This is a genomic window from Streptomyces sp. BR1 (assembly GCF_052373795.1).
Classification (GTDB): Bacteria; Actinomycetota; Actinomycetes; order Streptomycetales; family Streptomycetaceae; genus Streptomyces.
In genome coordinates, this window is the sequence record NZ_CM126252.1 from 1,944,721 (window position 1) to 1,959,542 (window position 14,822).

General features: G+C 71.8%; 12 protein-coding genes. 3 read left to right on the plus strand and 9 right to left on the minus strand.

Annotation, left to right across the window (positions count from 1 at the left end; all coding sequences use genetic code 11):
• Window positions 1–52: 52 nt before the first annotated feature.
• Window positions 53–1,417 (minus strand): M64 family metallopeptidase, encoded by a 1,365-nt coding sequence (locus ACT1U9_RS08065; protein ID WP_444539040.1) that lies wholly within the window; start codon window positions 1,415–1,417, stop codon window positions 53–55.
• A 136-nt stretch (window positions 1,418–1,553) separates the two neighbouring features.
• Here ACT1U9_RS08065 and ACT1U9_RS08070 point away from each other — a divergent pair, with 136 nt between their 5' ends.
• Both ACT1U9_RS08070 and ACT1U9_RS08075 read left to right on the plus strand, forming a co-directional pair.
• Window positions 1,554–2,903 carry a tetratricopeptide repeat protein gene (locus ACT1U9_RS08070; protein ID WP_444537668.1) on the plus strand — a complete coding sequence of 450 codons (1,350 nt, stop codon included), beginning with the start codon at window positions 1,554–1,556 and terminating at the stop codon, window positions 2,901–2,903.
• Window positions 2,904–3,054: 151 nt separating this feature from the next.
• On the plus strand, window positions 3,055–3,657 hold the full coding sequence (locus ACT1U9_RS08075) for a YceI family protein (protein WP_444537669.1): 603 nt from the start codon (window positions 3,055–3,057) through the stop codon (window positions 3,655–3,657).
• Here the strand turns inward: ACT1U9_RS08075 and ACT1U9_RS08080 are convergent.
• Complete coding sequence (locus ACT1U9_RS08080) at window positions 3,644–4,426, minus strand: helix-turn-helix transcriptional regulator (RefSeq protein ID WP_444537670.1); 783 nt, start codon at window positions 4,424–4,426, stop codon at window positions 3,644–3,646. The genes ACT1U9_RS08075 and ACT1U9_RS08080 overlap by 14 nt on opposite strands.
• 86 nt (window positions 4,427–4,512) lie before the next feature.
• Between ACT1U9_RS08080 and ACT1U9_RS08085 the strand changes: the two genes are divergently transcribed.
• Window positions 4,513–5,661, plus strand: a complete 1,149-nt coding sequence (locus tag ACT1U9_RS08085; protein ID WP_444537671.1) for an LLM class flavin-dependent oxidoreductase — start codon at window positions 4,513–4,515, stop codon at window positions 5,659–5,661.
• A gap of 41 nt (window positions 5,662–5,702) precedes the next feature.
• Here ACT1U9_RS08085 and ACT1U9_RS08090 read toward each other — a convergent pair whose 3' ends face one another.
• The 7 genes from ACT1U9_RS08090 to ureA form a co-directional block, all read right to left on the minus strand.
• Complete coding sequence (locus tag ACT1U9_RS08090) at window positions 5,703–7,055, minus strand: hypothetical protein (protein WP_444537672.1); 1,353 nt, start codon at window positions 7,053–7,055, stop codon at window positions 5,703–5,705.
• Between the two features lie 146 nt (window positions 7,056–7,201).
• Window positions 7,202–8,824, minus strand: a complete 1,623-nt coding sequence (gene cimA / locus ACT1U9_RS08095) for a citramalate synthase (protein WP_444537673.1) — start codon at window positions 8,822–8,824, stop codon at window positions 7,202–7,204.
• A 284-nt stretch (window positions 8,825–9,108) separates the two neighbouring features.
• Window positions 9,109–10,437 (minus strand): MFS transporter, encoded by a 1,329-nt coding sequence (locus ACT1U9_RS08100; protein WP_444537674.1) that lies wholly within the window; start codon window positions 10,435–10,437, stop codon window positions 9,109–9,111.
• A 153-nt stretch (window positions 10,438–10,590) separates the two neighbouring features.
• Window positions 10,591–11,217, minus strand: a complete 627-nt coding sequence (locus ACT1U9_RS08105; protein WP_444537675.1) for a TetR/AcrR family transcriptional regulator — start codon at window positions 11,215–11,217, stop codon at window positions 10,591–10,593.
• Window positions 11,218–11,233: 16 nt separating this feature from the next.
• Window positions 11,234–12,268: an agmatine deiminase family protein gene (locus ACT1U9_RS08110; protein WP_444537676.1), complete on the minus strand. Its 1,035-nt coding sequence runs from the start codon at window positions 12,266–12,268 to the stop codon at window positions 11,234–11,236.
• 11 nt (window positions 12,269–12,279) lie between these two features.
• The gene (locus ACT1U9_RS08115; protein WP_444537677.1) at window positions 12,280–14,013 is read right to left on the minus strand and encodes an urease subunit alpha; all 1,734 of its coding nucleotides are present in this window, start codon (window positions 14,011–14,013) and stop codon (window positions 12,280–12,282) included.
• Window positions 14,010–14,723: an urease subunit gamma gene (gene ureA / locus ACT1U9_RS08120; RefSeq protein ID WP_444537678.1), complete on the minus strand. Its 714-nt coding sequence runs from the start codon at window positions 14,721–14,723 to the stop codon at window positions 14,010–14,012. Before ureA ends, ACT1U9_RS08115 begins: the two co-directional genes overlap by 4 nt.
• Between the last annotated feature and the right edge of the window lie 99 nt (window positions 14,724–14,822).

The window sequence follows — 14,822 nt, forward strand, 5'->3', positions numbered from 1 at the left end:
ACGCACCTTGTAGAAAGCGCTTGTTGTGCTGGTTCCCGGGAACCGGGCCGGATCAGCGGCGTACGGCCCAGGTCACCGTGTCGGCGAGCGTGGCGGCGATCTGAGGATCGCGCACCGAGGCGGTCGGGTCGGAGACCGTCGCCGAGAGCTTGTGGCTCTTGTGGTCCCACGGGTTCAGTACGGCCTGGGCGACCTTCAGCGAAGTGCGGCCCTCGAACCAGCGCAGCTCCTTGCCGTCCAGGTACCAGCGCACCCGCAGCTGCTTGACGTTCGCGCCCACCAGGCGGGGCACGGTGACCTTCGCGCTGTCGTGCGCCCGCAGCGGGCGGTCGGTGCGCACGGCCGCCGTCGCGATCGACGCGTGCCGGTAGAACCCGGCGATCATCGCCTCGCGTCCGGGCAGGTTGAAGGGCCTGCCCAGGATGCGCATGATCGAGTTGTCGGTGGGGCGGTTGAGGCCGGTGACGTAGTAGCCGCCGCCCTCGTACGCCCCGACCGTGCCGCCGTCCGGGGACGTCTCGCCGAGCCAGCGGTACCACTTGGTCTTCTGCGCGGTCATCTGCTCCGCGCTCAGCACCGAGATGTTGGGCTGGGCGGCCTCGGGGCCCGAGTAGTGCTCGTAGCCGGGCGTGCCCGGGTAGAAGTACTCGTCGGCGAGCTTGCCGAGGGAGTGGCCGGTCTCATGGATGGCGACCTGGCCGGACTTGGCGTTGCCGGCCGACGCGGTGGAGATCCCCTCGTAACCGAGCTTCTTGCTGGGCTCGTTGTAGCCCGCGCCGCCGTACTTGGCGCTGTTGGCGAGGACGATCACGAGGTCGGCCTGCGGCGCCTTCGCCACATACGCGTCGACCTTGTCCTGGTCGACGCAGAGCAGCCGCTCCACCCCGTCGCACCAGAAGTAGGCGCCGAGCGCGGTGTTCTTCACATCGCCCTGGGCCGGGTCGCCGGAGATGCCGGACTGGGCGGAGACGGCGTCCACCGTCCATACGTTGAAGAGGTTCTGGTACGTGGTGTACGGCTCGACGCCGGTCACCTCGCCCCACTTCTCCTTGGCGTCCGCGTGGAACTGGTCGAGCTGGTCGGCGGTGTAGCCGTCGCCGACGATGACGATGTCGAGGCGGTCGGCCGTCGAGCCATTGTCGACGATCTTGGTGACCTGACCGTCGGCCGCGGCCGCGCGGCCGGTGAGCCCGGGCGCGGGGCGGCCGTGGCTCTGCCCGGTGACCGGGACGAGCGTATGACCGGAGCCGGCCTCGCCGCCGGTCTCCGGGCCGGGTATCTCGACCTGGACCCGCGGCCGGGGCGCCGGCCGGTCCGGGTCGGCGGCGGCCGCGGTGCCGGGCCCGGATATGAGCGCGGCCGCGACGGCGGCGGTGAGCGCGGTCGCCGCTATGGTTCTGCGCAGCGACGGACGCATGGCTGAGCGCACGAAGTCCTCCCCCAGTGACGGAAGTTAAGTCGGAAGTTAAGCGGTCGATTAACTCTGTTGATCGGCGTGCTTAAGTTAGGGGGCGCACGAGGTGGGCGCAATGCCCTGGGACCAGGGAGACACGATGGACGAACCTGCGGTGATCGGCCGCCGGGTGCAGCGACTGCGGGCCGAACGGGGTCTGACCCAGCGGCAGTTGGCCGAGCCCGCCTACACCCCGGCCTATGTGTCGACCCTGGAGTCCGGCAAGGTAAGGCCGTCCGAGGCGGCCCTTCGCCATCTCGCCGAACGCCTCGGCACCAGCTACGACGAGCTGGCCACCGGCCGCCCCGCGCACCTCGCCACCGAGCTGCGGCTCGCCCTCACCGACGCCCAGCGCCTGCTCGCCACCGGCGACGCGGACGAGGCCGCCGTGCGCTACCGCCAGCTGCTCACCGAGGCCGAGCTGCACGAACTGGCCCCCGAACAGGCCGAGGCACTCCTCGGTCTGGGTGACTGCGCCCTGGAGTCCGGTGAACTCGCCGACGCCATCCGGCACTTCGAGGCAGCCGAGCGCCAGCAGTCGGGCGAGCCGCTGCCGCGCCGCACCCGCGCGATCCGGGGCCGGGCGATCGCCCACGTCCTGGCGGGCGAGCTCCGCTATGCCTGCTATCTCCTGGAGTCCACCATCGACGAGCTGGGCACCTCGGGCCTGGACGACCCGGAGTCGCTGGTGCTGCTCTACTCGGCGATCATCGGCCCGTATCTGGACATGGGCGCGCAGGCCCGCGCCGCGCACGCCGCCGAGCTGGCGCTCGCGCTCGCCCCGCAGGTCTCCGATCCCGCCCTGGTCGCCGGGATGCACCGCCAGGTGGCCCGCACGTTCCTCGCCGAGGGCCGCACGGCCGACGCCGACGCCTCGCTCGCCAAGGCCCAGTCGGTCTACCGGCAGCTGCGGCTGCGTACGGATCTGGCGCACTGCCACTGGATGCGCGGCTATGTGTACGCGCAGGACGGTGAACTGGCCGCCGCCGAGCGGGAGTTGCGTACCGCGCGGGACATGCTGGCGGCCAAGCGGGCCGCGCTCTTCACCTGCCAGGTGGAGGTCGAGCTCGCCGACGTACTGCGACGCCTGGGCCGCTTCACGGAGGCGGCGGCGCTGCTGGACCCGCTGGTGGAGACGGCGCCGGAGCTGGGCGACCGGCACGGCGCGGTCCACGCGGGCGGCGCGCACCGCCTGCTCGGCCTGATCCGCGAGGAGCACGGCGAGCTGGAGTCGGCCGAGGAGCACTATGTGACGGCGCTCGGCCTACTGGAACGCAGCGGCGCGAGCGGCGACCTCGCGGACCTGTGCCGCCTCCTGGGCGATCTGCTGCGCCGCACCGGCCGGACGGAAGCCGCGATGGACGCCTACCGCACGGGCCTGGGCCACCGCGCGGCCCCGGGCACCACCACCCTGGGCCCGGCCCCGGCACCGCCGCGCGTGCGGCCGTAACCAACAGGGACATACGAGGGCATACAGAAAGTACGCGGAGACACACCCAAAGTAGTAGTTGAAACTCGTACGGAATGGGTCTACGGTCGCTCTTGTTGAAAGTTAAACCGCTGGGCATCCGGCCGCAGCGCGTCCTTCAAAGGAGAACGTCATGGCTCTCTTCGGCCGCAAGAGCACCGCCGTCGCCACCGCCGTCGCCGAGGTCGACCCGGCCCTGGCCGCGCTGACCGGCACGTACACCATCGACCCGGCGCACTCCCGGATCGGGTTCACCGTCCGGCACGCCATGGTCACCAATGTGCGCGGCGCGTTCGGCGACTTCGAGGGCACCCTGGAGCTGAACGGCGCCGAGCCGGCCGCCTCCTCCGCCGTACTCGACGTCAAGGTCGCCAGCGTCGACACCGGCATCGCCGACCGCGACGGCCACCTGCGCGGCGGCGACTTCTTCGACACCGAGCAGTTCCCGCTGATGACCTTCCGCTCCACCGAGGCCCAGCAGCTCGGCGGCGACAGCTACCGGATCATCGGCGACCTGACCATCAAGGACGTCACGCGCCCGCTCGCCATCGACCTGGAGCTCAACGGCTCGGCGACCGACCCCTACGGCAACCAGCGCGTGGGCTTCGAGGGCAGCGCCGACATCCTGCGCTCCGACTGGGGCCTGACCTGGAACGCGGCCCTGGAGACCGGCGGCGTCGTGGTCAGCGACAAGGTGAAGCTGACCTTCGACATCTCCGCCATCAAGTCCGCGTGAGCCGGGCGGCGGCCGCCGCGAGGAAGGCCGCCGTCGCCTCGTCCACCGGCAGGAACGCCTCCAGCTTCAGCTCGGCGACGGTGACGTCGACGGCGGTCGCGAAGGTGGTGACGGTGGTCATCAGCCGCAGGGTGGAGCCGTCCGGCACGGACAGCTCAAGCGGCACCGCGAACCCGAGGTGCGCGTCGTCCAGGGGTACGTCGGGCACGTACCCCGCCAACTCGGCGAGCAGCCGGCGCAGTTCGTCGTCGGGATGGCGGGCCACCTCCGCGCGCAGGGCCTCGACCACATGGCGGGCCCACGCCGCGTAGTTGCGGATCCGGGGCGCGAGCCCGCGCGGGTGCAGGGCGAACCGGTACGCGTTCGCCCCCGGCCCGGTCAGCTCGGGATCGGCGCCCTCGGTCAGCACCGCGAAGTGGTCGTTGACCGCGACGAGCCGCCCGCACCGGTCGACCACGACCGCCGGGCAGGGCGCGTGCGCGGCGAGGATCCGCGTCAGGGCGTCCCGTACGGGGGCCAGCTCGGGCGCGTCCAGCGAGGTCGTCGGATAGACCGGTGTGTAACCGGCCGCGAGCAGCAGCGAGTTGCGCTCGCGCAGCGGCAGTTCGAGGGACTCGGCGAGCCGCACCACCATGGCCCGGCCGGGCTCGGAGCGGCCGGACTCCAGAAAGCTGACATGCCGCTGGGTGGTACCGGCCCGCAGCGCCAGATCGAGCTGGCTGATACGGCGGCGGGTACGGCGTTCGCGCAGGGCGCTGGGGAAGTCCACACCCCCGATCCAACCCCCTCCCCCGCCGACTGGCCATTCCCCGCAGGGAATTGAGGCGATGCCGTGCGGCGGGCAGCCTGCTCGCCATGAACACACGCATCCAGGTCGGCGTCCTGCTCCCCATCGGCCATGCCCAGTGGGGGGAGGGCCTGTCCGATGGATCTTGCCTGGGACGCGGGGGCCTGGCACGCCCATCTGCCGCGTTGTCGTCAATCGCCGACGCTCCGCGTCGCCTCAATCCTCCGCCTTGCAGCTGCACGCACCAGCCCCCCGCTCACCAGCACCGAAACCGCGTCCCGGACCGAAAGCGGCCAGATCCACCGGACAGACCCTCCGGCACCGACCCGCGCTCGCTTGTCGGCTTCGGTGTACGCGCCGAACGGCTCGGCTACGACTCGCTCTGGGTCAACGACTCCCTCATCGAGCCGCGCATCGAAGCGCTCACCATGCTCTCCGCGCTCACCCCCGTGACCAGCCGCGTCACCCTCGGCACGGCCGCGCTGATGCCGGTCCTGCGCCGCCCGGTGCAGACCGCGCAGACGCTCGCCTCCCTCGACCTGATGTCCGGCGGCCGCCTCACGGTGACCGTGGGCGCCGGTTTCCCCGGCCGGCTCGGCCGCCCGCTGCACGATCTCTCCGAGGTGCCATGGGAGCGCCGGTTCGCCCGGCTCGACGAGACGGTGGCGCTGTGGCGGCAGCTGTGGACCGCCGAGGGCCCGACGTCCTTCCACGGCGAACTGCTGCGCTTCGACGACATCCCCCGCCCCACCCCCGTCTTCCGCCCCGGCGGCCCGCCCGTCTGGCTCGGCGGCAACACCCCGGCGGCGAGGTCCCGTACGGGCCGGTTGTACGACGGCTGGCTCCCCTATCCGCCGGATGCGGCGGACTACGCGACGGGGCTGGCCGATGTACGGACGGCTGCGGCGGGGGCGGGCCGCGACCCGCAGGCTCTCGACCCGGCGCTCTTCGTGTCGGTGCTGCTCGCGGAGACTCCGGCCGAGGGGCGCAGACGCCTGGAGGCGTACAGCCGGGCCAACTACAAGATGGAACTGGACCAGTTGGAGACCATCCAGGCCCTCACGGCGGGCCCGCCGGACCACGTCGTGGCCTACCTGCGCAAGTTCCTCGACGCGGGCGCGCGCCATCTGGTGATACGGATCGCCGCGCTCGATCTGGCCGCGCAGACCGAGCAGTTGGAGCGGATCGCGGAGCTGCTGCCGGAGCTGCGCGGGTGACGGGGGTGCGCGGGTGACCGGGGTGCGCGGGTGACCGGCTGCTACCAGTCCCCGCCCCCGAAGCCGCCACCGTCGCCGCCGCCTCCACCGTCGCCCCAACCCCCGCCGAAATCGGATGAGTTGAAGTCGGCGCCGGAGACGTCGCCGCCGTCGTAGTTCTGGCCCGCGAAGTCGGCGCCGCCGTAGTCGGCCGCGTATGCCGGGGTCGAGAGCATCGAGCCGAGCATGGTGCCCATCAGCAGGCCGGGCAGCATGCCGCCGCCGAAGTAGCCGCCCGCCCAGGGGCCGTACGCGGGCCCTGCGTCGTAGTACGGGCGGCGGCCCTGGTCGGTGTCGACCTCCCGCACCATCGGATCCTGGCCGTCGCGCAGCCGGGTCGCGTCCGCCAGGCACACCGGCACCTCGCGCGCCGCCCCGCCCGCCGGGGCCCAGGTGGCGTCCTGGACGGACGGCCCGTGGCGCGGGTCGAAGAAGCAGGGCGCGCGCCGCTCGGGCAGCGGCTTGTGCTCACGGCGGGCGGCGAGCGTGGCGAGCGAGAACCGCCCGTCCTCAAGCGCCTGGGTCACCCCGCGCACATCGCCGGGGTGTTGAGCCGCCGCCATCAGGCTCTTGGAGGTCTCGTACGAGTCGAGGGCGCGCTCGTAGTCGGCGCGCATGGCGTCGTCGGCGCCCGCCTCGGCCGGGTGGAAGTCGAGCCGGTCCAGCTCCTCGCCGAACGCGGTGATGTCCTCGTCGACGACCACCTGGAGCCGCTGGAGCGCGGCCCGCTCCTCCTCGGCCTTCTTGCGGCGGCTGCGCCGCACCAGCGCGTACGCCCCGGCGCCGCCCGCGACGACGACCGCGCCGGTGGCGATCAGCGCGGCGGACGACACCCCGCCGTTCGAGCCGGAGCCGCCGCCCCAGGAGGACGGGGCGTGGCCGCGCATGGTGGGGAGCGCCTGGTCGACGAAGGCGTTGAGCTGCGTCGACGCGTCGGTGGCGGTGCCCGGCGCTCGTACCGCGCTCTTCAGGTTCTCGACGGCCTGCTGCGACATGACCTTGCGGTCGGCGCCCGCGTTGAAGGCGTCGCCGAGGCGGACCGCGTACAACCCGGTGACGCCGGTGTCGGTGCGCAGGTTCCGCAGGAGCGTGTCCTTGGGGAACGCGGAGGTCGCGGGCAGCACGGCGACGAAGAGCGGCCTGTCGGCGTCCTTGATCTTCTTGGCCAGCGCGTCGGCTTGGGCTGCCGAGAGCTGTCCGGCGGCGCCGGGGTCGACGTACACCGGCGCCTTCTTCAGCGCGGCGGCGACCTCGGCCACGCCGGACGCCGCCGGGGCGGCGGTGGCTGTGGCCGTGGCCACGGGGGCCAGGGCGATCAGTGCGGCGGCGGACGCGAGCAATACCCGGAACCTCATGCTCCCGACGCTACCGGAGTCCCGCACGAAACGGACAAACCTCCCGGGGCTGCGCCCCAGGGCCCCCGTTTGTCTGCGGACCGTGCTGGGTTGCTCGCGCAGTTCCCCGCGCCCCCAGGAGGGCCCGAAGGGCCCACCCCGGCCCCCTACTCCGCCGGAACCACCCCGGCCCGCAGCAAGCCATAGGTGTACGCGTCCTCAAGCGCGCCCCAGGACGCGCCGATGATGTTGGTGGCTACGCCTACCGTGGACCATTCCCCGGAGCCGTCCGTCGTGGTGATCAGGACGCGGGTGGTGGAGTCGGTGCCGTGGCGGCCTTCCAGGATGCGGACCTTGTAGTCGACCAGTTCCAGCTTGGCGAGCTGGGGGTAGATGCGCTCAAGGCCCACCCGCAGCGCCCGGTCGAGCGCGTTGACGGGGCCGTTGCCTTCCGCGACCGCCACGATCCGCTCGCCCTTGGCCCACAGCTTCACCGTGGCCTCGTTGGCGTGGGTGCCGTCGGGGCGGTCCTCGACGATGGCGCGCCAGGACTCGACCCGGAAGTACTTGCGGGCCCGGCCCTCCGCCTCGGCGCGCAGCAGCAGCTCGAAGGAGGCGTCGGCGGCCTCGTACGTATAGCCCTTGAGCTCGCGCTCCTTGACGCGGGCGACGACGCGGCCGACCAGTTCGCGGTCGCCGCCGAGGTCGACGCCGAGCTCCTTGCCCTTGAGCTCGATGGAGGCGCGGCCCGCCATGTCGGAGACCAGCATCCGGATCCGGTTGCCCACCAGGCCCGGGTCGATGTGCTGGTAGAGGTCCGGGTCGACCTTGATCGCGGAGGCGTGCAGCCCGGCCTTGTGCGCGAACGCGGAGACGCCGACGTACGGCTGATGGGTGGCGGGGGTGAGGTTGACGACCTCGGCGATCGCGTGCGAGATGCGGGTCATCTCGGCGAGCGCGCCCTCGGGCAGCACCTTCTTGCCGTACTTCAGCTCAAGGGCCGCGACGACCGGGAAGAGGTTGGCGTTGCCGACGCGCTCGCCGTAGCCGTTGGCGGTGCACTGGACGTGGGTGGCGCCGGCGTCGACGGCGGCGAGGGTGTTGGCGACGGCGCAGCCGGTGTCGTCCTGGGCGTGGATGCCGAGCCGGGCGCCGGTGTCGGCGAGGACGGTGGCGACCACGGCCTGGATCTGGGCGGGGAGCATGCCGCCGTTGGTGTCGCAGAGGATGACGACGTCGGCCCCGGCCTCGCTCGCGGCCCGGACGACCGACTTGGCGTACTCGGGGTTGGCCCGGTAGCCGTCGAAGAAGTGCTCGCAGTCGACGAAGACGCGCCGTCCCTGCTCGCGCAGATGCGAGACGGTGTCCCGGACCATCTCCAGGTTCTCGTCCAACGTGGTGCGCAGGGCGAGCTCGACATGGCGGTCATGGGACTTGGCGACCAGCGTGATCACCGGCGCACCGGACGCCAGCAGCGCCTTGACCTGCGGGTCCGTGGCCGCGCTGCCGCCCGGGCGGCGGGTGGCGCCGAACGCGACCAGCTGGGCGTTCTTGAAGCTGATCTCGTGCTTGGCGCGGGCGAAGAACTCGGTGTCGCGCGGGTTGGCGCCCGGCCAGCCGCCCTCGATGAAACCGACCCCGAAGTCGTCGAGGTGCCGTGCGATCGTGAGCTTGTCCGCGACAGTGAGGTTGATGCCCTCGCGCTGGGCGCCGTCGCGCAGCGTCGTGTCGAAGACGTGGAAGCTGTCGTCGACGCGATGGCTCTCTTCGGATGCCTCGTTGGTCGTCATGCTCGGTGACTCCTGTCGGGTGAGTGGCTCCGGATTCGTCTGGCTCCACTTGCCCCCATCATCGCGTGCCGCTCGCCTCCGGCCGTGGTGGGCCGGGAAACGAAAAAACCCCTCGCGGGTGCGAAGGGTCTGCGCGCGGGTCTGGGGCACGATGTCCGCTGCCGCGGGGGGTTTGCCGCGGGTTCAGCGGTCACTGCGGACCGGCGCGCTGCTGTCCATAATCATCATGAAAGCGAGCACGGTCCGCAGTCTGCCATATGCCGCACGAAGGGTGGGCAGGGATCTCAGGATGCGGGCACCCCGTCCGCCGCGGTGGGAACGGGAGCGACGTCGGCGTCGGCGACGGTGACACGGTTCAGGTCGATGTCCCGTGTCTCGCGCATCGTCAGGTACACCACCAGACTCACCGCCGCGCAGCCCGCCACATACCAGTAGAAGCCCGACTCGATGCCGCCCTTCTTGAACCACAGGGCCACATATTCGGCCGTCCCGCCGAACAGGGCGTTGGCGACCGCGTACGGGAGGGCGACGCCGAGCGCGCGGATGCCGGTCGGGAAGAGCTCCGCCTTCACGCACGCGTTGATCGAGGTGTAGCCGGTGACGACCACCAGGGCGAGCAGCGCCAGACCGAAGGCGGGCCAGAACGTGCCCGCGTGCTTGAGCATCGTCATGATCGGGACGGTCAGGAACGTCGAGCCGACCGCGAAGGTGATCAGCAGCGGACGGCGCCCGATCCGGTCCGAGAGCATCCCGGCCAGCGGCTGGAGGCACATGAAGACGAACAGCGCGCAGAAGCTCACCAGCGAGGCCGTCTGCTTCTCCATGCCCGCGCTCTTGGACAGGAACTTCGTCAGATACGTGGTGTACGTGTAGTACGCGACCGTGCCGCCCATCGTCAGCGCGACCACCAGGAACGCCTCGCGGCGGTGGCGCCACAGCGCCTTCAGGGTGCCCCGGTCGTCGTCGCGCGCCGCGCCCGACTCCGCGTACACCTCGGTCTCCAGCATCGAGCGCCGCAAGTAGAAGACGATCGCCGCGCCGAGCGCGCCCACGATGAACGGGATGCGCCAGCCCCAGCTGTGCAGCGCGTCCTCGGACATCGTGCGCTGCATGACGATCTGGAGGCCGAGGCCGACGAGCTGGCCCGCGGTCATCGACACGTACTGGAAGCTGGAGGCGAAGCCGCGCCGCTCGGGGGCGGAGGCCTCGGTGAGGTAGGTCGCGCTGGCCGCGTACTCACCGCCCACCGACAGTCCCTGGAGCAGCCGGGCGACGAGCAGGACCGCCACTCCCCCGTATCCGGCCACGCCGTACGTCGGCGCCACCGCGATCAGGATCGCGGAGGCGGACATCAGCGTGACGGTCAGGGTGAGCGCGGCTTTACGGCCGCGCCGGTCGCCGATGCGGCCGAGGAACCAGCCGCCCACCGGCCGCATGAAGAAGCCGACCGCGAAGATCCCCATGGTGTTCATGAGGTTCGCGGTGTCGTTCCCCTTGGGGAAGAACGCGTCCGCGAAGTACACCGCGAAGGTCGCGTACACGAACCAGTCGAACCACTCGACCATGTTTCCGGCCGAGCCGACCCAGATCTTCTTCCACTGCTCTCGTCCCATGGACGATCACGTTGGCCCAGGTCGGACGGGCCGACAAGGGTGGTGGACGCAACGATAAGGCGTACTTGCGTACGTTGCGTTCACCCCGGTCCGCCCGGCACAGACCTGCCGGGTGCCCTGGACGGCCTGCTCGTCCGGCTGGGGGTCCGGGGGTTATCCCCCGGGAGAATGCAGCCAGCGGCCGGTCAGCGACTCGTCCACGAACTCCCGTACGTGGTCGAGGACTTGGGTCCGGCCGGTGCCCGGCAGGCCGACCGCCACATGGACGCTGAAGCCGTCGAGCAGCGCGCGCAGCCGGGCCGCGTAGCGGTCCGCGTCGACCGGGCGGAACTCTCCGCGCGAGACGCCCTCGGCGATCAGCGCGACCAGGTCGCGGTGCCAGGCACCCTCGATGGCGGCCTGGCGGGCGCGGGCCTCGCCGTCGGCGTTCTGCGAGCGGTTCCAGACCTCCAGCCACAGGATCCAGTGCGGATCGCGCGGCCCGTCCGGGACGTACAGGTCGACATAGCCGTCAAGGCGCTCGCGGACCGTGCCCGGCCGCGAGAGCAGCGCCCGGCGCTCGCCGCCGAGCTGCCCCTCGCTCCACTCCAGGGTCTGCAGCAGCAGCTCGTCCTTGCTGTGGAAGTAGTAGAGGAGATGGCCGCTGGACATGCCGACCTCGCGGCCGAGCCCGGCCATGGTCAGGCCGTCCAGACCGCGCTCGGCGATCGTGGCCATGGCGGCGGCCAGCACTTCCTCGCGCGGCGGCGCGTTCCTGCGCGCGCGGGCCGGACCGGCCATTCCTGCTCCTTTTGGATCACACCCTGGGCTGCTGCTGGGTGATGCAGTGGATGCCACCGCCCCCCGCGAAGATCGTACGTGCGTCCACGAGGGTCACGGTCCGCTCGGGGAACAGCCGACGGAAGATCCCGGCCGCCTGCTCGTCCCTGGGGTCGTCGAAGCCGCACAGGACGACGCCGCCGTTGCAGAGGTAGTGGTTGATATACGAGTAGTCGACCCAGCCCTCGTCGTCGGCGACCACGGTCGGGGCGGGGATCTCGACGACTTCGAGGCTCCGGCCCCGGGCGTCGGTCTGGGAGCGCAGCAGCGCCACGTTCTCCTTGCACACCTCGTGGTCGGGGTGGGCCGGGTCGGGCTGCGTGTGCGCGACGACCACACCGGGGCGGGCGAACGCGGCCACGATGTCGACATGGCCGAGCGTGCCGTAACCATGCGGTGGATAGTCGGCGGTCAGGCCGCGCGGCAGCCAGATCGCCTTGCGGGTGCCGAGCATGCCGTGGATCTCCGCCTCGACCTCCTCGCGCGTCCAGTGCGGATTGCGCTCGGGCCCGAGCTGCACGGTCTCGGTGAGCAGCACGGTGCCCTCGCCGTCGACGTGTATCGCGCCGCCCTCGTTGACCAGCCGCGAGGTGTACGTACGGGCCCCGGCGAGGTCCGAGACATACGCGCCGATCTTGGCGTCGTGCTCCCAGCGCGCCCAGTCCTGGGCGCCCCAGCCGTTGAACGTCCAGTCCACGGCGGCCAGTTCCGAGCCGTTGGTCAGGAACGTGGGGCCGATGTCACGCATCCAGGCGTCGTCGAGCTCGCGCTCCACCAGGTCGATGTCCGGGCCGAGCAGGGCGGCCGCCCCGGCGCTCTGACCGGGGCCGCAGACGACGGTGACCGGCTCGAAGCGCCGTACGGCCCGGGCGACGGCGGCCCAGGCCGCGCGCGACTCGGCGAGCTCCGCCTCGTTCGGAAAGGTGACGTTGGGGCCCGGCCAGGCCATCCAGGTCCGCTCGTGCGGGGTCCACTCGGCGGGCATCCGGAAGCCGTCGGCGGCAGCAGTCATGACAGGGGTCCTTACAGGAAGTAGAGGCGGTTGAGGGAGACGGATTCGGCGGGCTCGGAGCGCAGCGGGTCGCCGTCGAGGGTGACCAGACCGGTACGGCCGTCCACGTCCACCGCTCCGGTACGGGAGTTGAGGAGCAGGTCGGCCGGGCCGATGCCCCGGGTGCCGCGCACGGCGGCCCGGCGCCGGCGGGTCGGCATCAGGTCGCCGCCCTGCTCGACGGCGGCGCGGGCGACGAAGGCGACGGAGAGCTCGGCGGGGCTGGCGCCGTGGGCGCCGAACAGCGGGCCGAGCACCAGCGGTTCACAGGTCTCGGTGGCCGCGTTCGGGTCGCCCGTGACGCCCCACGCGGGGAAACCGGACTTGAGCACCATCTGCGGCTTGGCGCCGAAGAAGGCGGGCCGCCACAGCACGATGTCGGCCATCTTGCCGACCTCGATGGAGCCGATCTCGTGCGAAAGGCCGTGCGCGATCGCGGGGTTGATGGTCAGCTTGGCGATGTAGCGCAGCACGCGCGCGTTGTCGTCGCCCTCGCCGTCGCCCTCCATGGGCCCGAGCTCCGCCTTCATCTTCCCGGCCATGGCGAAGGTGCGGCGCACGGTCTCGCCCGCGCGGCCCATGCCCTGGGCGTCGGAGGAGGTGATGCCGATCGCGCCCAGGTCGTGCAGCACGTCCTCGGCGCCCATCGTCCCGGCCCGGATGCGGTCGCGCGCCATGGCGGCGTCGCCGGGCAGATCGGGCTTGAGGCCGTGTACGGAGACGATCATCCCGTAGTGCTCGGCGACCGCGTCCCGGCCGAACGGCAGCGTCGGGTTGGTGGACGAGCCGATGACGTTGGGGACGCCCGCCATCTTCAGCACATTGGGCACATGCCCACCGCCGCACCCTTCGATGTGGAAGGCGTGGATCGTACGCCCCTCCAGCACGCGCAGGGTGTCCTCCACCGACAGGCACTCGTTGAGGCCGTCGCTGTGCAGGGCGACCTGGACGTCGTGCTCCTCGGCGACGCGCAGGGCCGTGTCCAGGGCGCGGGTGTGCGCGCCCATGTCCTCGTGCACCTTGAACCCGCAGGCGCCGCCCTCGGCCAGCGCCTCCACCAGCGGGGCGCCGTCGGAGGACGAACCCCGGCCCAGGAAGCCGATGTTGACGGGCCAGGCGTCGAAGGCGGCGAACGCGTTGCGCAGCGCCCAGGGCGAGTTGACGCCCACGCCCCAGACCGGCCCGAACTCCTGGCCGATGAGCGTGGTGACGCCGGAGGAGAGCGACGCCTCCATGATGCGCGGCGAGAGCAGATGGACATGGGTGTCCACGGCTCCGGCGGTGGCGATGAGCCCTTCGCCGGAGACGATGCTGGTCCCGGTGCCGACGACGACGTCCACCCCGTCGAGCGTGTCCGGGTTCCCGGCCCGCCCGATCGCGTGGATGCGGCCCTCGCGGATCCCGATGGACACCTTGCGGATGCCGAGGACGGCGTCGATGACGACGACGTTGCTGATCACGACGTCACAGGTCTCACTGACGGCGGCGGCCTTCAGATGCAGCCCGTCGCGGGCGGTCTTGCCGAACCCGGCGAGGAATTCGTCCCCGGGGAGCTGGGCGTCCTCCTCCACCCGGACGGTGAGCCCCGAGTCGCCGAGCCGGATCCGGTCCCCGGCCCGGGGTCCGAAGACGGCCGCGTACTCCTGCGGGTCGATATGGCGGCTGCCGGGCGCGCAGTGGTCACTGTGACTGCTGGGCCTGCTCATGCGGTTCCTCCTTCGGAGCTCGCGCCTTCGGTAACACCCAGGTAGCCGCAGGCGGCGGCGCGGCGCAGGGCCTCTTCCTTGGCGCCGGGCGCGTCCAGCGGCCCGTCGACCAGTCCGGCGAAGCCGATGGCGACCCGGGCGCCGCCGATCGGGACGAGCCCGACCTCGCCCTCGCCGCCGGGGTCGAACCGGACCGAGGACCCGGCCGGTACGCACAGCCGCATCCCGTACGCGGCGGCGCGCTCGAAGTCGAGGCGCGGGTTGGCTTCGAAGAAGTGGAAGTGCGAGGTGACGCTGACGGGGACGGCGGCGGTGTTGCGCACGGTCAGCCGGACGGCGGGCTCGGGGTCCGGACTCTGCGGCCCGGGCAGTACGGCGCCGGGCGCGTCCTCGCCGAGCGGCCGCGCGCCCCGGATCGGGGCGGGGACCACGGCGAGCCGTGAGCCGTCGTCGAAGACGGCCTCGACGTGCACCTCGGTGACCACGTCGGCGACGCCCGGCAGCACGTCGTCGGGGCCGAGCACGCTCCGGGCCGCCGCGATCGCGTCGGCGAGCCGGTGCCCGTCGCGGGCCGCCTCGCAGACGGTGTCCGCGATGAGCGCGGTGGCCTCGGGGACGTTCAGCTTCAGACCGCGGGCCCGGCGGGCCCGGGCGAGCTCGGCGGCGCCGAAGAGCAGCAGCCGGTCACGTTCTGTAGGGGTAAGTCGCACGCACCACACCTCCGATTAGAGCACTACTCTAACTCCTCGATTCCATGAGACAAGGGCTTGACGCGCTTAGCACGGATGGCTGACATTGAACGCCACTCA